Genomic DNA, 23,374 nt, shown 5'->3' with positions numbered 1-23,374 from the left:
CTGCCGGATCGGGTGCCCGGTGCCGGACCGGTGGCCGGTGCCGGACCAGGTGCCGGTGCTGCACCGAGGGCTGGTGCCGGACCAGGTCCCCGATGCCGGACCAGGTACCGGTGCCGGTCCGTGTGCCTGGTGCCGGACCGGACACCGGACCAGGTCCCGGACACCGGACCAAGTCCCGGACACCGGACCAAGTCCCGGACACCGGACCAAGTCCCGGACACCGGACGCCGGACGCCGGAGCGGATCCGGCGCGGGGCCGGGCCGCCGACCCCCGTACGGCGGACCGGCCCCGCTGTCCTCAGGCCCGGGCGGTTCCGTTCAGCGCCGTCACCGGGGTGTCCGCCAGGCCCAGCTCGCCGGCCCGGTCGAGCAGCTGACGGAAGCGGGAGGCCTCCGCGCCGCCGGAGTTCATCAGCTTCATCAGCAGCGCCGACACCGTCAGGTGCTGCACGTCGGCCGAGCCGAGGGAGCCGAGGACGCGGCTCAGGTCGTCGGTGAAGCTGCCCGAGCCGTCCAGCCAGGGCCCCGCCAGCGCCCGCGCGGTGCGGGAGCCGTCCATGAAGCCGTCGACGCCCTTGCCGAGCGAGACCGCGGAGACCAGCCGGTCGAAGAAGACCGACTCGCCGCCGACGATGTCGATGTCGGCGTTCTCCAGGCCGGTCGCGAGGACCGTGGCCTGCGCCTCGGCGACCTGCCGCTGGGTCTCCAGGCCGGCCAGCCGGATCTCCTTCTCCGCCTGCAGCCGCAGCCGGTACTCCTCGTGGCCGCGCGAGGCCTCGTCCAGGGCGGCCATCGCGGCGGCCTTCTCGGTCAGGCCCGCCGCCTCGGCCTTCAGCTTCTCGCCGATGCCGGTGGCGTCCGCGAGCGCCTTGGCCCGGGCGCCCTCCGCCTCGGCCTTCAGCCGCGCCTCGGTGGCCTCCGCCGCCGCCCGTGCGCCCTCGGCCTCCGCGAGCCCCTTGGCGCGAGCACCCTCCGCCTCCGCGAGCGCCTTGGCCTGCGTGCCCTCCGCCTCGGCCCGCAGCCGCGCCCCGGTGGCCTCCGCCTCCGCCCGGCCGGCCTTGACGGTGACCTCGGTCTCCTTGGCGCGGACCTGCACGGCGGCGAGACCCTCGGCGGCGGCCTCCGCCTGGACGCCCTCCGCGAGCCGCAGCTTGGCCCGCGCGTCCAGGTCGGCGGTCTTCAGCCGGGCCTCGGCGAGGGTGAGTTCCTCGGCGGCGCGGTGGGTGGCGGCCTGCTCGGCGGCCTCGGCGGCCTTGATGTCCTTGACCAGCCTCTCCTGCGCCTCCGCCTCGGCGGCGATGACGAGGGCCTGCCGCTCGCGCTCGGCCTCCTCGACCACGCGCAGCTTCTTGATGGACTCCTCCTGCTCGGCGACCGTACGGTCCACCGCCACCCGCTCCCGGATGACCTCGGCGATGTCCCGCTTCTCCGCCTCGACCTCCTTCTCGGCGGCGATCCTCGTCAGCTGGGTCTCCCGCTCCCGCGCGATGACCTCCAGCAGCCGGTCCTTCTCGATGCGCTCGTTCTCCACGGCGATGACCCGCTCGCGGTTCTTCGCGGCGACCGCGACCTCGCGGGCCTGGTTCTCGCGCTGGACGCCCAGCTGCTCCTCGGTGCGCAGGAAGGCGCCCTGCGCGCGCAGCCGCTCCTCCTCCACCACGCGGGCGGTCTCCGCCTCCTCGCGGGCCCGGGAGGTCTCGATCTCCCGCTTCTGCTTGATCTCGGCGTCGACCTGCCGGCGCTGCAGCTCCAGGATCGCCTCGCGGGCGTCGACGTCCTGGCGGGTGATCTCCTTCTCCTCGGTGCGCCGGGCCTCGTTGGTCCGCACGTGCTCGACCGCCGTCAGCTCGGTGATCTTGCGGATGCCCTGGGCGTCGAGCACGTTGGCCGGGTCGAGCTGGGACAGCGGGGTCTGCTCCAGGTAGTCGATCGCGGCGTCCTCGAGGTGGTAGCCGTTGAGGTCGACGCCGATCAACTCGATGATGTGATAGCGGAGTTCCTCGCGCTTGGTGTACAGGTCGGTGAAGTCCATCTGCTTGCCGACGGTCTTCAGCGCCTCGGAGAACTTCGCGTGGAAGAGCTCCTGCAGCGTCTCCTGGTGGCTGGCGCGCTCGGTGCCGACGGACTGGGCGACCTTGATGACGTCCTCGACGGTCTTGTTGACCTTCACGAAGAACGAGATCCGGATGTCGGCGCGGATGTTGTCCCGGCAGATCAGACCGTCGCGGCCGGAGCGGCTGATCTCGATGGCCTTCACGGAGATGTCCATGACCTCGGCCCGGTGCAGCACCGGCAGCACGACCTGCCCGGTGAAGGTCACGTCGACCTTGCGGGTCTTGGACACGATCAGCGCCCGGCCCTGGTCCACCTTCCGGTACAGCCGGGTGGCGGCGAACAGCGCGAGCAGCACGACGACGAGACAGACGGCGACGAGCACGCCGAGGGCTTCCATGGCATACGTCCTTGCGTCGGGCGGTGACGACGGTTGGTGGAGACGGGTGGTGAACAGGAGTGGTGCGGACGGGCGTTGCCGGCACGAACGGAAGGCGCGGGGTCCGGTTCCGGTGCGGGTGACTGCCGGGACCCGGCACCGGAACCGTCCGTACTGCTCCCCGCCGGGATGGTGCCCGAGGGGCGCCCGCCCGCGCATTGCCGGTTTCCGGAAGCGTTCACTAGGGTCTCGATGCCGGGCAGGCGCTAAGAAAACGTCACCGGCACGTCAAGACACGGGGGAACGGGGGGCGTTGTGACGGAACAGGCGATACCGGAGCACTATCTGGACGGCTACGCGCGCACGCTGGCCGAGGTCGCGGCCACCGGCCGCCGGCTGACCCGGGAGGAACTGGCCGCCCGCCGGCTGCTCGGCGAGCGGGCCGCCCACGCCGGGCACGGGCTGCGGGCCCTGATCGCCGCCCACCTGGCCGCCGCCCGCGCCGCCTGGCCGGGCGCACCCGGCTCGGCCGACAGCGCGCTGGCCGCCGTACAGCAGGCGGTCGACGCCCTGGCCGAGGGGTACGAGCGCGCCCAGCGGCTCACCGTGCGCCGCGAGGAGGCGGCCCGCCGGGAGTTCATCGACGACCTGCTCTACGGCCGCAGCGACCTCGGCCGGCTCGCCGAGCGCGCCGAACGCTTCGGCCTGCGGCTCTCCCGCGCCCAAGCGGTGGCGGTCGCCGAGGGCCCGGCCGCCTACGCCGAGGACGACCCGGTGACCCGGCAGGTGGAGCGGGCGGTGCTGGCCCGGTTCGACGCCCGCAGCATTCTGCTGACCACCAAGAACGGCCGGCTGCTGTGCATCGCGCCCGGCGACGAGGACGAGGTCCTCGTCCACTTCGCCAAGCAGGCCTACGCGGCGGCCGACGGCTGCCGGGTCGCCGTCGGCCGGCCGCAGCCCGGGCCCGGCGGGGTCGTGCAGTCGTACGAGGAGGCCCTCGCCACCCTGGAGATGGCCGCGCGTCTCGGCCTGGAAGGGCCGGTGCTGCGCGCCGCCGACCTGCTGGTCTACCCGGTGCTCGCCCGCGACCGGCAGGCCCTGGCCGACCTGATCGAGCACGCCCTCGGCCCGCTCACCTCCGCCCGGGGCGGCCCGGTCCCGCTGCTGGACACCCTCACCGCCTACTTCGACTGCGGCTGCGTGGCCGCCGAGACCGCACGCCGGCTCTCGCTCAGCGTCCGCGCCCTGACCTACCGCCTCGAACGCATCCACCAGCTGACCGGCGCCGACCCGGCCGACCCCGCCCACCGCTACATGCTCCAGACGGCCGTCATCGGCGCGCGCCTCCTGGACTGGCCGGAGAAGCCGCTCTGAGCGTCCCCGGAGCGGGTCTTACGGACCGGTGACGTGCCGGTGCGGCCGGATGCCCGGGGCCGGGCGCGGGCCTAGCGTGGCCGTATGCGTGTGCTGGTCACCGGCGGTGCCGGGTTCATCGGGTCCCATGTCGTCGACGCGCTGCGGGCGCGCGGGCACGAGGCGGTCGGGTTCGACGTCCGCGACGATCCCCGCGCCGACGTGCGCGACCCGGCGGCCGTTGCCCGCGCCCTGTCCGGCGTGGACGCCGTCTGCCACCAGGCGGCCCAGGTGGGTCTCGGCGACGGCGTGCGGGACGCGGCCGAGTACGTGTCGCGCAACGACCTGGGCACCGCCGTCCTGCTCGCCGCGATGGCCGGGGCGGGGGTGCGGCGGCTGGTGCTGGCGGGGTCGATGGTGGTGTACGGGGAGGGCCGCTACGAGTGCCGCGTGCACGGTGCCGTACGCCCCGGCCCGCGTGACCCGGCCGACCTGGCGGCGGGCCGGTTCGAACCGGGGTGCCCGGTGTGCGGCGCCCCGCTCTCCCCCGGCCTGGTCGCCGAGGACGCCCCGGCCGATCCGCGCAACGTGTACGCGGCGACCAAGCTCGCCCAGGAGCACCTGTGCGCCGCCTGGGCCCGCTCGACGGACGGCACGGCGCTCTCCCTGCGCTACCACAACGTGTACGGCCCCCGGATGCCCCGCGACACCCCGTACGCGGGCGTCGCCTCCTTCTTCCGCTCCGCCCTGCGGCGCGGCGAGCCCCCGCGCGTCTTCGAGGACGGGCGCCAGCGGCGCGACTTCGTGCACGTGCGGGACGTGGCCGCCGCCAACGTGACCGCGCTGGAGGCGGTGCGCGCCGAGCCGCGCCCCGGCACGCTCACGGCGTACAACACCGGCAGCGGCGAGCCCCGCACGGTCGGCGACCTGGCCACCGCCCTCGCCACCGCCCACGGCGGCCCCGCCCCCGTCGTCACCGGCGAGTACCGCCTCGGCGACGTACGGCACATCACCGCCGACTCCACCCGCCTGCGCACGGACCTGGGCTGGAAGCCCGAGGTCGGCTTCGCGGAGGGGATGCGGGAGTTCGCCCGGGCCTGACCCGGCGGCGGCCGCGGCGGTGTCAGGCGTCGCGCCGGTGCACGGCCCGCAGGCCGGCCAGGAGCGCGGCCGCCGCCCACAGCGCCGTCACCGCGAGACCCGTCCACGGGCCGGGGCCGCCCGGCGGGTGCTGGTACAGGACCTGCTGCCCGGCGCGGTCCGGAAACCAGGCGGCGGCGTTCCCGGCAACGTCTCCGGCCACGAAGGACGCGATCAGGATGAACGGGATGAGCAGGCTGAGCACCGCGACGGCGCTGCGCAGCAGGAACGTGAGCCCCGCGGCGAGCAGGGCCATCAGCGTGAGGTAGATCCCCGCGCCGACACAGGCCCGCAGCGCGCCCGGCTCCCCGAGGCCGATGGCGTACGGCCCCAGGAACGCCTGGCCCACCAGGAAGGTGGTGAACGCGGTGACGAGCCCCACGGCGAGGGCGGCGCTGGCCACGACCGCCGTCTTGGCCGCGTAGAACAGGCCGCGGCGCGGCACGGCCGACAGGGAGATCCGCAGGGCACCGCCCGTGTACTCGCAGGACACCGCGGTGGCCCCGAAGGCGATGGCGGCGATCTGCGCGAAGTTGATCGCGTAGAAGGCTCCGAAGACGGCGTCGCCGCCGTTGTCCGCCTCCGCCCGGCCGACGGTGGCGTACACGAGCAGCGTGATGGCCAGCGTGGCGGCGAAGACCGCGAGGAGTGACCCGAAGCTCGCCCGGACCGACCTGATCTTGATCCACTCGGAGTGGAGCACCGCGGTGACGGACATGGTCAGGCCTCCTGGGGAAGGGTCGAGGACACCGGGGACGCGGAGGCCGCGGCGGCGAACTCCGCCTGGTCCGCCGTGAGAGCGAGATAGGCCTGCTCCAACGAGGCGCGCTCGTCGCCGAGTTCGAGGACGGCGATACCCTCGCGGGCGGCGACGGCCCCGACCTGCTCGGCCCGGGCGCCCTCGACCACCCACCGGCCGTCACCGTCTCCGGCGACCGCGAACCCCTTGGCCAGCAGCGTGGCCCGCAGCCGGGTGGGGTCGGCGGCCCGCACGCGGACCCGCGGACGGCTGTGCTGATCGATGAAGTCCCGGGTGGGGAGGTCCGCGAGGAGCCGGCCCCGGCCGAGGACGACGAGGTGGTCGGCGAAGGCCGCGGTCTCGTTCATCAGGTGGCTGGAGACCAGGACCGTACGGCCTTCGCCGGCGAGCCGGCGCAGCAGGTGGCGGATCCAGACGATCCCCTCCGGGTCCAGGCCGTTGGCGGGCTCGTCCAGCATGAGGACCGGCGGGTCGCCGAGGAGCGCGGTCGCGATGCCGAGGCGCTGGCGCATGCCGAGCGAGAAGGTCCTGATCCTGCGGCGCGCCACGGCGGCGAGACCGGTCTCGTCCAGGACCTCGTCCACGCGGCGGGCCGGCAGGCGGTTGCCGACGGCGAGGAACCGCAGGTGGTCGCGGGCGGTGCGGGAGCCGTGGGCCGCCTGCGCGTCGAGCAGGGCGCCGACCGTGCGCAGCGGTTCACCCAGGCTCGCGTACGGGCGGCCGCCGACGGTGGCGGTGCCCGAGGTGGGGCGGTCCAGGCCGAGGACGAGGCGCATGGTGGTGGACTTGCCGGCGCCGTTGGGGCCGAGGAACCCGGTGACCCGGCCCGGTGCGACGGTGCACGTCAGACGGTCGACGGCCCGGGTGCCGCCGTACTCCTTGGTGAGGTCCTTGACGTCGATGCTGGTCATGGGCCCAGCGTGGCCGGGAGGGCACGGGCCGGGCATCCCCCGCCGGAGGGCACCGTCTCCCCCGTGCGAGGGAGCCGCCGGCACCGCCGCTCTGCCACGATGACCGCATGCCGCGCCTCCTGCTGCCGCTGACCCGTGCGGTGACGTACACCCGCTGGCTGCACATGCTGGTGGGCGCGATCGTCCCGTTCGCCTGCGCCATGGTCTATCCGGGGCTGGTCCACCCGTCGCCGTACGACTGGCTGCTGATCGCGGTCCTTCCGGTCCCCCTGGTCCTGGCCGTCGCCGTGGTCCCCGCGGCCCGGCGTGCGGAGGGGCTGCAGGCGCGGCTGATGCTGTTCCCCGGTCCGCACGCGGGCGTGGGGACCGGCGAGGACCCGGGGGTCTCCGCCCTTCCCTCCGCTTCCTGGACCGACCGGGCCAGGACCGGCGCCTGGATGGTCCTGCGTCTGGAGGCAGGGCTCGCCGTCGCGCTGGTGACCGACGCGCTCCTGACGCGCACGCTGTCGCTCGCCGGGGCGGCCGCCGGGGAGCCCGGTCTCACCGACCGGCCCCTGCACGTCTCCACGGCCCGCTGGGTGTACGCCCTGCTGGTCCCGGTGTCCGTGCTGGTGCTGCTCGCGGTGGTCGCCGGGGCGGGCGCGCTCATGGCCCGGGCCGCCCGCCGGCTGCTCGGGCCGTCGGTGAGGGAGCGGCTCGCCGAACTGGAGAAGCGCACCGAGCGGCTGCTCGAACGGAACCACATCGCACGGGAGTTGCACGACAGCCTCGGCCACGCGCTGACCGTGGCCGTGGTGCAGGCGGGCGCCGCCCGGGCGGCGGCCGACCCGCACTTCACCGACCGGGCGCTGGAGGCCATCGAGGAGACGGGACGGGCCGCGCTGGAGGACCTGGAACGGGTCCTGCTCGTCCTGCGCGAGGAGGGACGGCCCGCCGGCAGCCGTCCCGGTCTCGGCGAGGCGGGCCGGCTGCTGGAGTCCGCGCGGTCCTCGGGCGCGCGGGTGGACGCCGAGGTGACCGGACCGCTGGAGCACCTGCCGGGGCCGGTCTCCCGTGAGGCCTACCGGATGCTCCAGGAGGCGCTCACCAACGTGCTGCGGCACGCGGGCGCCGTCGAGGTCCGGGTGCGCATCGCCGTGGAGGACGAGCGGCTGCGGCTCGACGTGCGCAATCCGCTGCCCGCGGCGGCCGCGCCGGCCGGCCCGGGCGCCGGCAGCGGGCTGCGCGGCATCCGCGAGCGTGCCGCGCTGCTCGGCGGCGAGGCCCGGGCGCGGCAGGACGGCGGCCAGTGGCTGCTGCACGTCGACCTGCCGCTGCGCTGAGCCCGCGGCACACCAGGGCCTGCCTTAGGCTGGCCGGATGCCGCTCACCGTTCTCCTGGTCGACGACGAGCCGCTCGTACGGGCCGGTCTGCGTGCCGTGCTGGAGACCCAGCCGGACATCCGGGTGGTGGGCGACGCCGCCGACGGCGCCGCCGTGATCCCCCTGGTGCGGCGGCTGCGGCCCGACGTCGTCGTCATGGACGTACGCATGCCGCTGATGGACGGCATCGAGGCCACGCGGGCGGTGCTGCGCACGGTGCCGGACCCGCCGAAGATCCTGGTGGTCACGACCTTCGCGAACGACGAGTACGTGTACGGGGCGCTGCGCGCGGGCGCCGACGGCTTCCTGCTCAAGCGGGCGCGGCCGGCGGAGATCGTGCACGCCGTCCGGCTGGTGACCGAGGGGGACTCCCTGCTGTTCCCGGCGGCGGTACGGCAGTTGGCCGCCTCCTACGGCCGCGACCACGGCAACGCGGCGGCCCGGACCGCCCTGGAGCGGGCCGCGCTGACCGAGCGGGAGGAGGAGGTCCTGCGGCTGATGGCGCGCGGCCTGTCGAACGCGGAGATCGCCGCACGCCTGGTGGTGGGGACCGAGACCGTCAAGTCGCACGTGAGCTCCGTCCTGGCCAAACTCGGCGTGCGGGACCGCACGCAGGCGGTCATCGCGGCCTACGAGTCCGGCTTCGTCTCCCCGGGCTGAGCAGGGGGCGGCGGCCGGCGGACCTACCCCCGCGCCGCCGGCAGGGTCACCTCGAAGCGGCAGCCGCCGGGGATGTTCCGCACGGCGGTCCGGCCGCGGTGGGCCTCCACGATGCCGCGGACGATCGCCAGGCCCAGGCCCGCCCCGGCCGGCGGGGTCCGGGCGTCCGTGCCGCGCCAGCCGGTGTCGAAGACGCGGGGCAGGTCCTCCTCGGGGATGCCGCCGCAGCCGTCCGTCACCGACAGCACCACGCCGTCCCCGGCCCGCTCGGCGGCGACGGCGACCGTGCCGTCGGCGGGTGTCCGGCGGATGGCGTTGACCAGCAGGTTGGCGAGGACCCGGCTCATCTCCCGGCCGTCGACCTCCACCGGCACCGGCGCCACCCGGTCGCCGACCAGCCGTACGCCGTGCTCGCGGGCGAGCGGGCCGACCCCCGCGAGGGCGTCGCCGACCAGGTCGTACAGCGAGATCCGGGCCGGGTTCAGCGGCAGGGTGCCGGCGTGGATGCGGGAGAGCTCGAAGAGGTCGCCGACCATGTCGTTGAGGCGTTCCACCTCGGTGCGGATCTGCTGGAGGTAGCGGGCGGGGTCCGCGGCGACCCCGTCCTCCAGGGCCTCCGCCATCGCGCGCAGTCCGGCGAGCGGGGTGCGCAGGTCGTGCGAGATCCAGGCGACCAGTTCCCGCCGGGAGGTCTCCAGGGCGCGCTCGCGCTCCCGGGAGGCGGCCAGCCGGGCGCTCGTCGCCGCCAGCTCCCGGCTGAGCGCGTCCAGTTCGGCGGTGGCCGGGACCGCGGGCGCGGAGAAGGCTCCGCCGTCACCGAAGTGCCGTGCGGCGTCGGTGAGTTCGCGGCTGCGGGCGACGACCCAGCGGCCCAGCAGCAGCGCGGTCACCAGGGAGACGACGGCCGCCATGGCGACGACCATGGTGACGACCCGCAGGTCGTGCGCCGACAGGAACATCGCCTGCGCCACGGCCAGCGTCCCGGCGAGCATCGCCACCACGCCGACGGCGGCCACCACCGCCAGCGAGGCCGTCAGCGAGCGGCGGCGGATCAGGCGCAGCACGGCCGCCCCGGCCAGGCCGGTCGCGGCGGCGCCGAGAAAGGCGTAGAGGGCGATGAGCAGGGGGTCCCGCATGTCAGCCGCCCTCCGGTCCGGCGGGGTCGAAGCGGTAGCCGACGCCCCACACCGTCTGGATGAGGCGGGGCCGGGCCGGGTCGTCCTCGACCTTGCCGCGCAGCCGGCGGACATGGACGGTGACGGTGGACAGGTCGCCGAAGTCCCAGCCCCACACCTCCCGCATCAGCTCCTCCCGGCCGAACGCCCGCCCCGGATGCCGCAGGAGGAAGGCGAGCAGGTCGAACTCGCGCAGCGTGAGCGCGAGTTCGGTGCCGTTCTTGGTGGCGCGGCGGCCGGCCGGGTCGAGGCTCAGGCCGCCGGCGTGGAGCGGGCCGCGCCGGTCGTCCCCGGTGGCCGGCCGGGCCCGCCGGAGCACCGACTCGACCCGCAGGACCAGCTCGCGCGGGCTGAACGGCTTGGTGACGTAGTCGTCGGCGCCGACCTCCAGGCCGAGGACGCGGTCCTCCTCGTCCCCGCGCGCGGTCAGCATGACGACCGGCACCGGGCCGTGCGCGCGCAGCCGCCGGCACACCTCGAGACCGTCCATGCCGGGCAGCATCAGGTCCAGCACCACCAGCTCCGGCCGGTGCGCGGCGGCGCGCTCGAGGGCGGCCGGGCCGTCGGCGGCCCGGTCCACGGTGTATCCGGCCCGGTCCAGGTAGCCGGCGACGACCTCGGCGACGGTCGGATCGTCGTCCACGACGAGGATCCGGCCCCGGGCGCCCGGCCGCTGCCGTCCGGCGCCCGGTCCGGTGTCCGGGGCGGGGGGTGGGGTGGGGGGTGGGGTGGGGTGCTGCGGCTGCATGTCCCCACCCTGGCACCACCGCGCCGGCGCGGCCCGGCCGCGGGCCCGGCGTCCGCGTTTCGTAAGGAGCCGAAGTCCGGTTCCTCCCGGTTTCCGTTCGTAGGGTGAACGCCGTGACCACCTCCTCCGCCCCGCCCGACGTGGACGTCGTCCTGCCCTGCCTGAACGAGGCCGGTGCCCTGCCCTGGGTTCTCGGCCGCATCCCGGCCGGCTGGCGCGCCCTCGTCGTCGACAACGGCTCCACCGACGGCTCCGCCGACGTCGCCCGCGCCCTCGGCGCCACCGTCGTGACCGAGGACCGGCGCGGCTTCGGCGCCGCGTGCCACGCCGGGCTGCTGGCCGCCACGGCCGACGTGGTCTGCTTCTGCGACTGCGACGCCTCCCTCGACCCCGGGCACCTGGTCCCCTTCGTCCGCGAGATCCGCGACGGCGGCGCCGACCTGGTCCTCGGCCGCCGCCGCCCGCAGGGCCGGGGCGCCTGGCCGGCCCACGCCCGCGCCGGCAACCTGGCGCTCACCCGGCTGCTGCGCCGCCGCACCGGCCTCGGCCTGCACGACCTCGGTCCACTGCGCGCCGCCCGCCGCGAGCCGCTCCTCGGCCTCGGCCTCACCGACCGGCGCAGCGGCTACCCGCTGCAGATGGTGGTGCGCGCGGCCGACGCCGGCTGGCGTGTCACCGAGCACGACGTGCCGTACCGGCCGCGCACGGGCGCCTCCAAGGTGACCGGCACCTGGCGCGGCACCTGGCAGGCGGTACGGGACATGAGCCGCGTGCTCGGCGAACCCCGCGAGGCGGCCGAGTCGGCCGGGACGGGCGGTGCCCGGTGACCACCCTCCTCGTCATCGCCAAGGAGCCGAGACCCGGCCGGGTCAAGACGCGGCTGACCCCGCCCTTCACCCCCGCCCAGGCCGCCGGCCTCGCCGAGGCCGCGCTCGCCGACACCCTGCGGGCGGTGGCCGCCGCCCCGGCCCGGCGGCGCGTCCTCGTGCTCGACGGCCGGCCCGGCCCCTGGCTGCCGCCCGGCTTCGACGTCGTACCGCAGTGCGCGGGCGCCCTCGACGCCCGGCTCGCCGACGCCTTCGCCCACTGCTCCGGCCCCGCCCTGCTCATCGGCATGGACACCCCCCAGGTCACCCCCGACCTGCTGGACGTCGACCTCACGGACTGCGACGCCTGCTTCGGCCCGGCCGAGGACGGCGGCTTCTGGGCGCTGGGCCTGGCCCGGCCCGAGCCCGCGCTGCTGCGGGGCGTGCCCATGTCGTCGCCGGTGACCGGCGCGGTGCAGCGCGAGCGGCTGGTCTCCGCCGGGCTGCGGGTACGGGACCTGCCCCGGCTGCGGGACGTCGACACCGCCGCCGACGCCCGCGCCGTCGCCGCCCTCGCCCCGCACGGCGCCTTCGCCGAGCGGCTCGCCGCGTACACGGACCCCCGATGAGCGCCACGACCGCGCCGCCCGCCTGGGCCGCCTCCGACCCCTACGCCACCGCCCTGCGCACCGGCCGGGGCCCGCTGTTCCTGCGCCGCGCCGACGGCTGGCTGCTGCCGCTGGAGGTGGAGCGCTGGTGCGCCCGCGCCGACGCCGTGGACCGGGCGGTGCTGGACCGCTGCGAGGGCACCGTCCTGGACGTCGGCTGCGGTCCGGGCCGGCTGGTGGCGGAACTCGCCGCCCGGGGCCGTACGGTCCTCGGCGTCGACGTCAGCGACGCCGCCGTCACCCGCACGCTCACCGTCGGCGGCCAGGCGCTGCGCCGCTCGGTGTTCGACCCGCTGCCCGGCGAGGGCCGCTGGGGCACGGTCCTGCTCATGGACGGCAACGTCGGCATCGGCGGCGACCCGGCCCTCCTGCTGCACCGCATGGCGCAACTGCTGCGCCCGGGCGGCCTGCTGATCGCCGAGACCGCCCCGCTGGACGTCGACGAGCGCGCCCTGGTGCAGGTCGTGGACGCGGCCCGGATCCAGGTCGCGGGCGACGCCGAGGGGGTCCCGGCCGGCCGCCCGTTCCCCTGGGCGCGGATCGGGACCCCCGCCCTGCTGCGGCTCGCGGCCCGGGCCGGGTGGCGGGCCGAGGCTCAGTGGACGTCCGGCGACCGCCGCTTCGCCGCCCTGCGCAGGCGGGCCGCCAGGAGCAGCGCCGAGCCCCCGAAGAGGACGGCCGTGATCAGCAGCCAGCGGCCGAGGAAGACGTCCGCGGACAGCCCGGTGGCGGACCGGTAACGCCGGTCCACCATCCCGCTGACCAGCGGGAACCACACGAGCAGCAGCAGCCCCGACAGCACGGCCGGGACCCGCACGTACGGCAGCCACGCGCGCCGCCCGGCCGCCCGGAGCCCGCGGGTGACCGCCCGGTCCAGCACCGCGTACAGCGGCAGCAGCACGAGGTCGTGCAGCAGCGCGGCGCCGACGATCCACAGCGCCACCCCGGTCCAGTCACCGGCGAGCAGCCGTACGCCGGCGTAGGCGGCGAGCGCGAACGAGCAGGCGAGCAGCAGCAGTTCGAGCGGGCTGCCCAGCGGGGGCCGGCGGAAGGTCGGCAGGTGCGGCATCACAGGTCTCCGAAGGTCAGCCGGGCCACCCACTTGGTGTTGAGCACGCCGGGTGCGGCGGGCACGATGATCCGCGCCGGGTGGCCGTGGTCGGGGGACAGCTCCTCGCCGTTGACGTGGAGGGCGAGCAGCGAGCGCGGGTCGGCCACCTGGTTGGCGCGCAGGGCCGCGCGGCGGAAGGCGCCGTGCCGCTGCAGGGACTCCACGAGCACGTCCGGCGGGTCGCCGTCGTGTCCGACGAGCGCGGCGAGGTCGCGCAGCCGTACCCCGCGCCACCACTGGTCGGCGGTCGACCAGCCCTCCACGCAGGCGATCGGGAGGGCGGAGCTGTGCAGGGGCAGGGCGAGCAGCTGGGCGCGGCTGAGGCGGACGGTTCCGGTCCGCCCGGTGACGACGAGCCGCCACGCGTCCTCGTGCCGGTCGGCCGGGGTGATCCCGGCGTACGCGGCCGTCTTGTTGATCTGGAACCCGTTGGGGCCGCCCCCCGGATCGGCCCCGCCGTGCGGCGCGAGCAGCGCCGTACGGCGCCAGGCCCCACCGAGGCTCTGCCCCACGGTGGTCACGAACAACAGCAGCGAGCCACCCCCGACCAGCGCCAGCGCCCCCCGCCGCGAGACGGTCGGCTCCGCCGGACACGGCGAGACGAGATCACTCTGCCCGGGCCCCGCGCCTGCCACGCCTTCCGCAGCCCTGCCGCTTCCCGCCCCCGCAGCGGCCCCGGCGCTCTGCGCGACCCCTGCGCCCTCCGCAGCCCGCGCGCCCTTCGCAACCTCCGGGCCTGACGCAGCCCCGGTACGCCCCTCGCCCGCCGCACCGTCCGCCGCAGCCCGCAACCCCTCAGCGGCTCCCGGGCCTGACGCAGCCCCCGCACTCCTCCCGACGTCCGCAGCCCCCGTGCCCTCCGCAGCCCGCGGCCCCTGCGCGGACCCCGGGTGGGGCGCAGCCCCCGCGGCCGGCTCAGCCGTCGTGCTCTCCGCGCCGTCCATGTGTCCCTCCCCCCGCGACCGCCGCCGTACGGCCCGTACCGCCGTCGGCGTCTTGAGCGCGGCGTGTGCCAGGAACGCGGCGAAGAACACCCAGGCCCCGTAGAAGTGCAGCGGGTAGAAAGAGCCGGGGAAGACGTAGTCGAGCTGGACGTTGAGCACCCCGGTGGTGAACTCGAACAGGCCGCCCCCGACCAGCAGCAGCAGCGAGAGCCGTTCGAGCGCGTGGGTGAGTGAGCGGGCCGGGGGCAGCGTGAACAGCCTCGGTACCACCGACCACAGCTTGGCCAGCAGCACCGGGATGAGGGTGATGCCCAGGGTGACGTGGACGCCCTGCGTGAAGCGGTACAGCCACACCGGCCCGGTCGGCCAGGCGAAGAGGTAGAAGCCGAGGAGCCCCTTGTCCGGGGTCTTGTCGTTCACGGGGGACAGACCCGGGTTGTACGCCGCGTACGACACCAGGCCGGTCACGAAGAGCACGGTGATCCCGGCAAGCAGGACGAGCCCGAGCACCGAGGTGAACCACGGCCCGCGCAGGGGGCTGCGCCAGAAGCCGGGTGAGGAGGGAAGCCGGAGACGGTCGCGCATGTCTCGACCGTAGGCCGCGGGATGCCCCGCGAGGGGCGCCCGACCCATGACGAAACGCTGACGTCAGGCCCGTAGGAGGGGTTCCGATGGATCTTCCGGCCTAGCGTTCCGCTGTGACCCGCTCCCGCCCCGACACCGCCCCGCGCCGCGACCTGTACGCCGCCGGGGCCGCCGTCCTGCTCGTGACCGCGGCCGTGCTGGCCGGCCGCCACATCGAGGACACCCGCCGCACCCTGTTCGTGCACTGGCCCCCGCTGCTGGCCGAGTGGGACCCGCACGTGGGCCCCGGCACGCCGGCCGCGGTCCTGCTGGCGGCGGCCGGCGTGGCGTACGGGCCGTCGCTGGCCGCCCGCCTCCCCTGGCGGGCCCTGCTGGGCGCCGCCTGGGCGGCGTCGGCGGCCTGGATCGTCTCCCTCGCCCTCGTCGACGGCTGGCACCGGGGCATCGCCGGCCGGCTCACCACCCGCAACGAGTACCTCCAGGTCATCGGCCGCTTCCACGACATCCCGGCCACCCTGCGCGACTTCACCCACCACATCGTCCACGGCCCCCCGGACCCCTGGCCGGCCCATGTGGCCGGGCACCCGCCGGCCGCGACGCTCACCTTCGTGCTCCTCGACCGGATCGGGCTGCACGGCGGCGGCTGGGCCGGGATGTGGTGCGTGCTGCTCGGTGCCTCCGGGTGCGCGGCCGTACTGGTCGCGGTCCGCGCGCTGAGCGACGAGGCCCTCGCCCGCCGGGCCGCGCCCTTCCTGGTCCTGGCCCCGGCGGCGGTGTGGCTGGGCACCTCCGCCGACGCCTGGTTCGCGGCGGTGGCGGCCTGGTCCGTGGCCCTCCTCGCGCTCGCGGTCACCCGGCGCTCCCCGGCCCTGGCCGCGGCCTCCGGCCTGCTGTTCGGCCTGACCTGCTACCTCTCCTACGGCCTCACGCTCTTCGCCCTGCTCGCGGCTGCGGTCCTGCTGCTGTGCCGCGACGGCGTCCGCCCCGCCCTGCTCCTCGCCCTGCTCGCCGGACTGGCCGTCGTGCCCGCGGCGTTCACGCTCGCCGGCTTCAACTGGTGGACGGCGTACCACCTGCTGGTCGTCCGCTACTACCAGGGCGTGGGCGGCACCCGTCCCTACGGCTACTGGGTGTGGGCCAACCTGGCGTGCACGGTGGTCATCACGGGCGCGGCGACGGCGGCGGGCCTCGGCCGCACGGGCTCCGCGCTCGCGCGCCGCACCGACCCGGCCCGCACCCGCCTGGCGCTCCTGGTCTCGGCCGCGCTGCTGGCCCTGCTGGTCGCCGACGTGTCGGGCATGAGCAAGGCGGAGACCGAGCGGATCTGGCTGCCGTTCGCGCTCTGGCTGCTCCCGGCGTGCGCGTACCTGCCCCGCCCGCGCGCCTGGCTCACCGCGCAGGTGCTGCTCGCCCTGCTGCTGAACCACCTGCTGCTGACGGGGTGGTGAGGCAGGCCGGACGTCACGAGGGGGCCCACGGCGTGCGCGGGCCCCCTCGGTGCCTGCCGGGCCGTCAGCCCCGCGCGGCCTTCCTGCGGCGGCTCAGCACGACGAAGCCGGCGCCGCCCGCGACCAGGACGGCCGCTCCGCCGGCGAGCAGGCCGGTGTTGCCGCCGCCGCCCGTCTCCGCGAGGTCACCGCCGCCGTTCGGCGACGGCGCCGCGCTGGACGCGGAGGGCGCCGGGGCCGGCGTGCCGGAGGAGGACGACTCCTCGGGCGTCGGCGACGCGGACGGCGAGGCGGAGTCCTGCGCCGGAGTGGACGGCGCCGGCGAGACGGGGCTGCTCTGCGACGGGGACGCGGACGGCGACGGCGACTCCTCGGTGGCGGCGCAGTCCTTCGTACCGCCGTTCCAGGCCGCGATCAGCTTGTCCTTGATGACCGGGTGGTCCGGCCCCTTGGGCAGGTCGCCGTGCTCGAATCCGTCCTGCGCGTCGAGCCTGCCGTCGAACTTCACCGCACCCCGGTACAGGTCGATCTGCGCGAAGCAGCCCGCGTCCGGCACCGCGATGTCGAGCGTGTCGGTCTGCCCCGGCTTGACGCTCACCGAGTCGAAGTCCACGAAGACCTGCTCGCCGGAGGTGGCGAAGGTGGCGCCGTGGGCCAGGTAGGACGCCAGCGAGGCGGTGCAGGCGGAGGCGTCCCCGGCGGCGCGCACCGTGACGTGGACCTTGCCGTCCCCGGTGGGCCTCAGGTTCTGGTCGTCCACCTTCACCGAGTCGAAGAAGTGCTCGCCGTCCAGCGAGAACTGGCAGCGGTCGGTGCCGGTCTCGGTGCCCGCCCCCGTACCCGGCGTGTAGTGGCCGCCGGCCTTCCAGCCGTCACCGCCGGGCGTTCCGTGGGCCCACGCGCCGGTGGCGGTGGCGACGGAGGCGGCGCAGAGCACGAGCGACGCGGCGCCCGTCCCCAGCAGGCGGCGTGCGGTGACACGTCTGGCTATGGACATGGATATCCCATCGCGGAAATCCGCCCGGGCGCAGGCGTGTGAGCGCGTGCGCGCAGGGCGGAGCAGCGGAAAGTCGGAAGGAACACTGGGCCCATCGGTCAGGTGCGCCCCAGCGTGAGCACATCGTCGTGTGCCCTGCTGAAACCTGTCAACCTGCGGCGATGCAGCGGGCGTTCAGAGTTCCCTCACACTTTCCCCACAAGTCGGCACGGAACGGCCGGAGGGCGCAGTGCTGCCCTCCGGCACGACCGTCCGGCTCGGCTAACCCGCCGACGGACTCGGGTTGGGCGCGGCGCCGCCGGTGCTTCCGCCGCCCCCGAGGCCGCTGAGGTCCAGCGGCGTGGACGTGGGGTTCGGCGGCGGTGTGAGCACCACCTGCGGCTGGCCCGCGGGCGGGGGCGGCGGTGTCGTGTCGGTGGACGGCAGCTTCGGCGGGGTCGTCTGGTTGAAGATGGTCTGGTCGAAGTCGACCAGACCGGTCTTCTCCATCACCGTCATGTGGTCGAGGACGGTGTCGTTGGCCTGGTCGGCCAGCGCCCGCACCAGCGAGTTCTTGGTGGTGGAGCGGATCTTCGCGATCGTGTTGAAGATCGCGCCGTGCGTCATCCGCAGGATGTTGGCGAAGTCCGTGTCGAACTGCTTGCCGCTCTCGGCCTTCAGCTGGGTGACGAAGCCCTCCTGCTGCGGGCTGGCGATGTTGGGCAGCGTGATGTTCAGCATCGGCGCGATCTTGCGGCAGCTCGCGTCCAGCGCCGAGTGCCCGTCGACCAGGTGCTTGCTGGCCTCCAGGACCCCCTTGCTGCTGCCCTTCTGCAGCCCGATCTGGCCGAGCGGGTACTCCCAGAGGCCGGCGGCCCGCACCTTGACGACGAAGTCCCGGTCGCCCTCGGTGAGCGGCCCCCACTGCGTCTGCGCGATGATCCGTGTCTGGTCGCTGGAGACGGTGTTCACCCCGAGCATGCTCGGGTAGGCGAGCGCGCCGAGGGTCAGGGCCATCGCACCGCCCACGAAGAGAGTTCCCGTCGCGTTACGCGAAAAGCGCACCGTGCCTCCTGCCCGGTCGTGGTTCCCCGCCGGAAGGCGGTTCGGACACACAGCAGTACGGACGCGGAGGCCGTCCGTCTCGGTGCGCCGGGTAAAAACTCCTGCCGGGCCGCTGCCGGGCTCCCTCGCCCTTCCCCTTGCCATTCATTGATGTACATGACAGGCGGATGGGCGACGGATGAGGAAAGGTTGACCGGTCACGGGGAGAAGCGAGGTCAGGGGCGGTCCTAGATTCGCCGCATGCCCCCGCAGCCACCCCCTCCACGGATGCCCGCCGCCCTCCCGGTGCTGCCCTACCGCAAGCCCACCAAGGGGCGCGACTACTGGGTGCTGGACGACGTCCTGCCCGACGCCGACGCCGTACGGGAGCGGTGCCTGGCCAAGGACGACTGGGTCAGGGGCCACCCGTACACCTCGGAGGCCTGGCCCGGGCTGCGCGCCATGCCCGGCCTGGAACCGGCCGAACTCGCCCGCGTCGAACGCCTGGTGAGGAAGGCGACCGGGGCCGGGGAGCTGTGGGTGCAGCGGGCGCCCGGCGGCGGCACCCTCAACCACAACTGCGTCCAGGTCGTCGGCGAGGGCGAGAGCGAGCCGCGCCCGCACACCGACTCCCGCGCCCTGTGCCGGTACGCGGCCGTCCTCTACCTCAACCCGCACGTGCCGAAGGACTGCGGCACCAGCTTCTACCGCCAGTCCCTGCCCGGCGGCCGGCTCGGCGGCAACGTCGTCCAGGCCCCGCACAACAACCTCGTCGAGGCCCTCGGCACCCGCTTCGTCAGCCCGGACGCCTTCACGGAGGACGTCCGCGTGCCCCACCGCTACAACCGCCTGCTGCTCTACAACGCCAACCTCGTGCACAGCGCGACCGGTTACACCGGGCGGACGCTGGAGGAGAAGCGGATGACGGCGGTCTTCTTCTGGATGGCCTGAGCCCTCACCGGCCCCGCCCCCCCGGCCGCTTCACCCGTTCGGAGCAGTCCGCGTGGTCACCCGGACGGGGCTGCCGGATCGTCGTGCGTACGACCGACTCGGGACGACGACACGGCGGAGGTACGGCCATGACGCAGGACACGACCCGACCGGCGGCCCCGGCACCGCACAGCGGCTGGGCCGCGGGAGGCGCCGTCTTCGCCGGCGTGCTGATGCTGGTGGAGGGCGTCCTCGCCGTCCTCCAGGGCATCTCCGCGATCGCCCGGGACAGCGTGTGGGCCCGCATCGACGGCTACGTCTACCGGATCAACCTCACCGGCTGGGGCTGGATCCTGATCGTCCTCGGCGTCATAGCCGTCGCCACCGGCGCGGGCATCCTCAAGGGCGCCGACTGGGCCCGGGGCGTCGGCATCGGGCTGGCCTCGCTCAGCATCATCGCCCAGTTCCTGTTCCTCCCCTACCTGCCCATCTGGTCCCTGATCATGATCGGCATCGACTTCTTCGTGATCTGGGCCCTGGCGACGTACCGGCCGGAGCCGCGCACGCCGTGAGCGCGGGCGCACGAGGGCCCGCGCACGCGCGCTACTTGCTGACGGCGAAGCGCATCAGGGCGTACTCGTCCCCCTGCTTGATCTTCCCCGTCACGTTGATCACCTCGAGCTTCCACGACCCGCCGGCCCGCACCGCCTTGGCCACGGCACAGCCGTTGTCCTGGGTGAGCAGGCTGGGCCAGATGTCGGCGACCTGCTGGGAACTCCCGCCGGTCGCGTCGTAGACCTTGAAGCTGATGTTGCGGGCCTTCTGGAACGAGCTGCCCTTCTTGTACGCGGCGGCGACGAACACGATCGACGTGATGTTGGGCGGGATCCGGGCGAACTCCACGGTCACCGTCTCGTCGTCACCGGCGCCGTGCCCCGTCATGTTGTCGCCGCTGTGGACCAGCGAGCCGTTGCCCATCGGGTCGAGCGAGTCCAGGCCCGCGAGGCGCACCGGGTCCGCGCCCTGCATGGCTATGGCGATCAGGTCGAGATCCGTGCCGGTCTTGCGCCGCAGCTTGCCCATGAGCCCGCCGCTGCTGCCGGCCGTGGGGTCCCAGGACACACCGATGGACAGGTGGGTCACTCCGTCCAGGTCCGCCGGGCCGTCTTCCTTCGTGAGCGTAATCATGTTTCGGCCATCCCCTCTCGACGACTACACCATGCAGAGTGTGCCGGGACCCCCGCCGGTTCCCGGCGGCGGGCCGGCACTCCAGACGGATCGGAGGGGACATGAGCACTGTGGCCATCGTGGGCGCCGGGCCGGGCCTGGGGGCCGCCGTCGCCCGGCGGTTCGGCCGGGAGGGGTTCCGGGTCGCGCTCGTCGCCAGGGACCGCGAACGGCTGGACGACCTCGTCGCCGAACTGGCCGGGGAGGGCGTCGAGGCGCGCGGCTTCGCGGCCGACGTGCGCAGGCCCGAGGAGCTGGCGGCGGCGCTGAAGGCCGCGGCCGGGGCGCTCGGGCCCGTGGAGGTGCTGCAGTACAGCCCCGTCCCGCACCGCGACTTCATGCGGCCCGTGCTGGAGACCCGGCACCGGGACCTGCTGGGGCCGATCGAGTTCTCGGTGTACGGGCCGGTCGCCGCCGTCCAGCAGGTGCTGCCCGGCATGCGGGAGCTGGGCCGCGGCACCGTCCTCCTCGTCAACGGCGGCACCGCCGCCGTGCCGCACCCCGACCGCGCGGGCACCTCGATCGCGTTCGCGGCCGAGAGCGCCTACGGGCACCTGCTGCACGAGCGGCTGGCGCCCGAGGGCATCCACGTCGCCCAGCTGATCATCCCGGGGTCGATCACCCCGGGTCACGCGCGCAAGGACCCGGCGGTGCTCGCCGAGGTGCTGTGGGGCATGCACCGCGACCGCCGTGGCTTCCGGCACTACGCCGACGACCTGGACGGCTGACCCGCGGCCGGGCCCCCTCGGCGCCGACGGGACGAGCGCCGCACTGCGTGACGGGCGATCGTGGGCCAAGATGGTGATGTTGGCCGTACCGCTCTCTTCAAGGGGGCCTCCATGGCTGTCGAAATCCCTCCGCTCATCAAGCCGTCCAGGCTCCGAGCCCGGGGAGGACTGCTGGGCGAGTGCCTGGCGGAGTTCCTGGGAACCTTCGTCCTCATCGCCTTCGGCTGCGGCGTGGTCGCGATGGCGGTCGCCGCACTGCCCGGTTCGGGCCGTGCCGCCACCCCCACGACGATCTTCCTCGCGGCCGGCGACTGGCTGCTGATCGCCTGGGGCTGGGCCCTCGCGGTCACCTTCGGCGTCTACGTGGCCGGCGGCGTCAGCGGCGCCCACATCAACCCGGCGGTGACGCTGGCGATGGCCGTGCGCCGCGGCTTCGCCTGGGCCAAGGTGCTGCCGTACATCTTCTCGCAGGTGGTCGGCGCGTTCACCGGTGCGGCGCTGGTCTACCTCGTCTACCACAACGCGATCAGCGCCTTCGACAGCGCCATGAAGGGGCCGAAGACGAACGGGCACACGCTCGCCTCGTTCTCCATCTTCGCCACCTTCCCGGCGCCCTACTTCCACGGCGGTGTGGCGGGCCCGCTGATCGACCAGATCGTCGGTACGGCCTTCCTGGTCATGTTCGTCGTCGCCGTCATCGACCTGCGCAACCAGGCGGTGAAGGCGAACCTCGGCCCGCTGATCATCGGCTTCGCCGTCGCCGCGATCGGCATGTCCTACGGCGCGAACGCGGGCTACGCGATCAACCCCGCCCGTGACTTCGGCCCGCGCCTGTTCACGTACGCGGCGGGCTGGGGCAGCCTGGCGTTCCCCGGAAGCGTGTCCGGCGCGTTCAGCGACTACTGGTGGATCCCGATCGTCGGCCCGCTGATCGGCGGTGTCATCGGCATCATCGTCTACGACCTGTTCATCGGCGACATCCTGCTGGTGCGCTCCGAACTCGCCGAACTGCCCGAGCCGGGCCGCACCCGGCCGGTGAAGAACGAGGACGAGGAGTTCTGAGGCGCCGCCCCCGAGGCACGCGGCCGCGGCCGGCGAGGCGGCCGTCCGGCACCGGACGGCGGCCTCGCCGGGCCCTTTCGTCTCACCGTCCCTCGAGCCCCTTGGCGTACCGGCCGTCATGACCGCCGCGCCCGGCAGCGAGGACGAACCGGACTCCGTCTCACCACCGTCACCGGCGCACCGGCCGAAGAGGCCCGCGCCGGCCGATGAGTTTCCCCGTGGGCGACGGTCGAAGGTCATGGCAGGCACGGACCGGCCGAAGGACATCCGCACACGAGACACCGAGGACCCCAGATGCGCACCCTCATCAGCACCGCCTTCATCTCGCTCGACGGCGTGGTGGAGGCCCCGGGCGGCGAGCCCGGTTACCGGAACGCCGGGTGGACGTTCAAGGGCATCGACTTCCTGCCCGAGGCCTTCGAGATCAAGGGCCGGGAGCAGAAGGAGGCCACCGCGATGCTGATGGGGCGGGTCAGCTACGAGGCGTTCAGCCCGGTGTGGCCGGGCATGGCGGAGTTCGCCGACTACAAGGTGATGCCGAAGTACGTGGTCTCCACGACTCTCGCCGAGGGCGACCTGGTGGCGGACTGGGGCGAGACGACGATCCTGCGCTCGCTCGACGAGGTCGCCGCGCTGAAGGAGACCGAGGGCGGACCGGTCATCGTCCACGGCAGCGCCTCCCTGAACCGGTCCCTCTCGGACGCCGGCCTGATCGACCGCTACCACCTGCTCGTCTTCCCGCTGCTGCTCGGCGCGGGCAAGCGGCTGTTCAGCACCACGGACAAGGACACGCAGAAGCTGCGCCTCGTCGAGCACGAGGTGTACGCCAACGGCCTGCAGAAGAACGTCTTCGACGTCGTCCGCTGACGGGCCGGCATCACCTGGGCCGCTCCTCAGCAGTGCCCCAGCAACGCCCCCACCTCGGGGTCCACCACCCGGTAGCGGACCACCCGCCCCTCCTTCTCGCCCGCCACGACCCCCGCCGCCCGCAGCAGCCGCAACGCCTGGGAGACGGCGGGGTCGTTCATGCCGGTGGCGACGGCCAGGTCGGAGACCGCCAGCGGGCCGGTGCGGTGGAGGGCCAGGAGGAGGGCCAGCCGGTTGGCGTCGGCCAGCAGGGAGAAGCGGTCGGCCCAGGTGCGCAGACGCCCCGTGTCGCCGATGGCGGCGATCGCGTCGCACACCCGGTGGCCGTCGATGGTGCGACGGCCGGCACGGTCGGCGGGCACGAGATGCATGGCGTCATCCTCGCAGGCCGCCGTGTGATCTTGAATACCTGCGCGGATACGCAGCTATGCAGGCGCT

At 74.6% G+C, this 23,374-nt stretch carries 23 protein-coding genes; 13 read left to right on the top strand and 10 right to left on the bottom strand.

All coding sequences use genetic code 11. The features are described from left to right. Positions 1–298 precede the first annotated feature (298 nt). The gene (locus AQJ66_RS35575; RefSeq protein ID WP_061930749.1) at positions 299–2,452 is read right to left on the bottom strand and encodes a hypothetical protein; all 2,154 of its coding nucleotides are present in this window, start codon (positions 2,450–2,452) and stop codon (positions 299–301) included. Between the two features lie 294 nt (positions 2,453–2,746). Between AQJ66_RS35575 and AQJ66_RS35570 the strand changes: the two genes are divergently transcribed. Together AQJ66_RS35570 and AQJ66_RS35565 are read left to right on the top strand one after the other, a co-directional pair. Then, positions 2,747–3,805, top strand: a complete 1,059-nt coding sequence (locus AQJ66_RS35570) for a PucR family transcriptional regulator (RefSeq protein ID WP_061930746.1) — start codon at positions 2,747–2,749, stop codon at positions 3,803–3,805. Positions 3,806–3,889: 84 nt separating this feature from the next. Beyond that, positions 3,890–4,885 carry an NAD-dependent epimerase/dehydratase family protein gene (locus tag AQJ66_RS35565; RefSeq protein WP_061930743.1) on the top strand — a complete coding sequence of 332 codons (996 nt, stop codon included), beginning with the start codon at positions 3,890–3,892 and terminating at the stop codon, positions 4,883–4,885. Positions 4,886–4,907: 22 nt separating this feature from the next. Here the strand turns inward: AQJ66_RS35565 and AQJ66_RS35560 are convergent, their stop codons facing one another. Both AQJ66_RS35560 and AQJ66_RS35555 read right to left on the bottom strand, forming a co-directional pair. After that, positions 4,908–5,642 carry an ABC transporter permease gene (locus AQJ66_RS35560; RefSeq protein ID WP_208611529.1) on the bottom strand — a complete coding sequence of 245 codons (735 nt, stop codon included), beginning with the start codon at positions 5,640–5,642 and terminating at the stop codon, positions 4,908–4,910. 2 nt (positions 5,643–5,644) lie between these two features. Beyond that, a complete protein-coding gene (locus tag AQJ66_RS35555) occupies positions 5,645–6,595 on the bottom strand; it encodes an ATP-binding cassette domain-containing protein (protein ID WP_061930740.1) in 951 nt (316 codons plus the stop codon). 107 nt (positions 6,596–6,702) lie between these two features. Here AQJ66_RS35555 and AQJ66_RS35550 point away from each other — a divergent pair, with 107 nt between their 5' ends. Together AQJ66_RS35550 and AQJ66_RS35545 are read left to right on the top strand one after the other, a co-directional pair. Then, entirely contained in the window at positions 6,703–7,917 is a 1,215-nt protein-coding gene (locus tag AQJ66_RS35550; RefSeq protein WP_061930738.1) for a sensor histidine kinase, read from the top strand. A 37-nt stretch (positions 7,918–7,954) separates the two neighbouring features. Beyond that, positions 7,955–8,617, top strand: coding sequence for a response regulator transcription factor (locus AQJ66_RS35545; RefSeq protein ID WP_061930735.1), 663 nt, complete (start codon positions 7,955–7,957; stop codon positions 8,615–8,617). Between the two features lie 23 nt (positions 8,618–8,640). Here AQJ66_RS35545 and AQJ66_RS35540 read toward each other — a convergent pair whose 3' ends face one another. Beyond that, complete coding sequence (locus AQJ66_RS35540; RefSeq protein ID WP_061930732.1) at positions 8,641–9,753, bottom strand: sensor histidine kinase; 1,113 nt, start codon at positions 9,751–9,753, stop codon at positions 8,641–8,643. A 1-nt stretch (position 9,754) separates the two neighbouring features. Continuing rightward, entirely contained in the window at positions 9,755–10,540 is a 786-nt protein-coding gene (locus AQJ66_RS35535; protein ID WP_079060611.1) for a response regulator, read from the bottom strand. A gap of 104 nt (positions 10,541–10,644) precedes the next feature. On the opposite strand from AQJ66_RS35535, the gene AQJ66_RS35530 reads away from it, so the two are divergent. Genes AQJ66_RS35530 through AQJ66_RS35520 form a run of 3 tightly spaced genes read left to right on the top strand, consistent with a single transcriptional unit; the run spans position 10,645 to position 12,754 of the window. Next, positions 10,645–11,367: a glycosyltransferase family 2 protein gene (locus tag AQJ66_RS35530; protein WP_061930729.1), complete on the top strand. Its 723-nt coding sequence runs from the start codon at positions 10,645–10,647 to the stop codon at positions 11,365–11,367. After that, positions 11,364–11,975: a TIGR04282 family arsenosugar biosynthesis glycosyltransferase gene (locus AQJ66_RS35525; RefSeq protein WP_061930727.1), complete on the top strand. Its 612-nt coding sequence runs from the start codon at positions 11,364–11,366 to the stop codon at positions 11,973–11,975. Before AQJ66_RS35530 ends, AQJ66_RS35525 begins: the two co-directional genes overlap by 4 nt. Next, a complete protein-coding gene (locus AQJ66_RS35520; protein ID WP_061930724.1) occupies positions 11,972–12,754 on the top strand; it encodes a class I SAM-dependent methyltransferase in 783 nt (260 codons plus the stop codon). Before AQJ66_RS35525 ends, AQJ66_RS35520 begins: the two co-directional genes overlap by 4 nt. Before the next feature lie 328 nt (positions 12,755–13,082). Here the strand turns inward: AQJ66_RS35520 and AQJ66_RS35515 are convergent, their stop codons facing one another. Further along, a complete protein-coding gene (locus AQJ66_RS35515; RefSeq protein WP_061930720.1) occupies positions 13,083–14,654 on the bottom strand; it encodes a molybdopterin-dependent oxidoreductase in 1,572 nt (523 codons plus the stop codon). 113 nt (positions 14,655–14,767) lie between these two features. Here AQJ66_RS35515 and AQJ66_RS35510 point away from each other — a divergent pair, with 113 nt between their 5' ends. After that, positions 14,768–16,102: a hypothetical protein gene (locus tag AQJ66_RS35510; RefSeq protein ID WP_061930718.1), complete on the top strand. Its 1,335-nt coding sequence runs from the start codon at positions 14,768–14,770 to the stop codon at positions 16,100–16,102. Positions 16,103–16,166: 64 nt separating this feature from the next. On the opposite strand, the gene AQJ66_RS35505 is transcribed toward AQJ66_RS35510, so the two are convergent. Together AQJ66_RS35505 and AQJ66_RS35500 are read right to left on the bottom strand one after the other, a co-directional pair. Continuing rightward, positions 16,167–17,099 carry an LAETG motif-containing sortase-dependent surface protein gene (locus tag AQJ66_RS35505; RefSeq protein ID WP_061930715.1) on the bottom strand — a complete coding sequence of 311 codons (933 nt, stop codon included), beginning with the start codon at positions 17,097–17,099 and terminating at the stop codon, positions 16,167–16,169. Between the two features lie 261 nt (positions 17,100–17,360). Then, on the bottom strand, positions 17,361–18,107 hold the full coding sequence (locus tag AQJ66_RS35500; RefSeq protein ID WP_061930712.1) for a DUF4142 domain-containing protein: 747 nt from the start codon (positions 18,105–18,107) through the stop codon (positions 17,361–17,363). 276 nt (positions 18,108–18,383) lie between these two features. Here AQJ66_RS35500 and AQJ66_RS35495 point away from each other — a divergent pair, with 276 nt between their 5' ends. Continuing rightward, complete coding sequence (locus AQJ66_RS35495) at positions 18,384–19,073, top strand: DUF6445 family protein (protein ID WP_061930711.1); 690 nt, start codon at positions 18,384–18,386, stop codon at positions 19,071–19,073. Between the two features lie 128 nt (positions 19,074–19,201). Next, positions 19,202–19,624: a DUF7144 family membrane protein gene (locus tag AQJ66_RS35490; protein WP_061930707.1), complete on the top strand. Its 423-nt coding sequence runs from the start codon at positions 19,202–19,204 to the stop codon at positions 19,622–19,624. Between the two features lie 31 nt (positions 19,625–19,655). Here the strand turns inward: AQJ66_RS35490 and AQJ66_RS35485 are convergent, their stop codons facing one another. Continuing rightward, complete coding sequence (locus tag AQJ66_RS35485; RefSeq protein WP_061930704.1) at positions 19,656–20,240, bottom strand: TerD family protein; 585 nt, start codon at positions 20,238–20,240, stop codon at positions 19,656–19,658. A 101-nt stretch (positions 20,241–20,341) separates the two neighbouring features. Between AQJ66_RS35485 and AQJ66_RS35480 the strand changes: the two genes are divergently transcribed. The 3 genes from AQJ66_RS35480 to AQJ66_RS35470 all read left to right on the top strand — a co-directional run bounded on the left by AQJ66_RS35480 (position 20,342) and on the right by AQJ66_RS35470 (position 22,936). Next, positions 20,342–21,007 (top strand): SDR family NAD(P)-dependent oxidoreductase, encoded by a 666-nt coding sequence (locus tag AQJ66_RS35480; RefSeq protein WP_061930701.1) that lies wholly within the window; start codon positions 20,342–20,344, stop codon positions 21,005–21,007. Between the two features lie 111 nt (positions 21,008–21,118). Beyond that, positions 21,119–22,069 carry an MIP/aquaporin family protein gene (locus AQJ66_RS35475; protein WP_061930699.1) on the top strand — a complete coding sequence of 317 codons (951 nt, stop codon included), beginning with the start codon at positions 21,119–21,121 and terminating at the stop codon, positions 22,067–22,069. Positions 22,070–22,363: 294 nt separating this feature from the next. Then, positions 22,364–22,936, top strand: coding sequence for a dihydrofolate reductase family protein (locus tag AQJ66_RS35470; protein ID WP_061930692.1), 573 nt, complete (start codon positions 22,364–22,366; stop codon positions 22,934–22,936). 26 nt (positions 22,937–22,962) lie between these two features. Here AQJ66_RS35470 and AQJ66_RS35465 read toward each other — a convergent pair whose 3' ends face one another. Further along, positions 22,963–23,307 carry an ArsR/SmtB family transcription factor gene (locus tag AQJ66_RS35465; protein WP_061930689.1) on the bottom strand — a complete coding sequence of 115 codons (345 nt, stop codon included), beginning with the start codon at positions 23,305–23,307 and terminating at the stop codon, positions 22,963–22,965. Positions 23,308–23,374: the final 67 nt, after the last annotated feature.

The organism is Streptomyces bungoensis, assembly GCF_001514215.1.
Taxonomy (GTDB): Bacteria; Actinomycetota; Actinomycetes; order Streptomycetales; family Streptomycetaceae; genus Streptomyces; species Streptomyces bungoensis.
The sequence above is the reverse complement of the archived record's forward strand: the minus strand, read 5'-3'. Positions and strand labels throughout refer to the sequence as shown.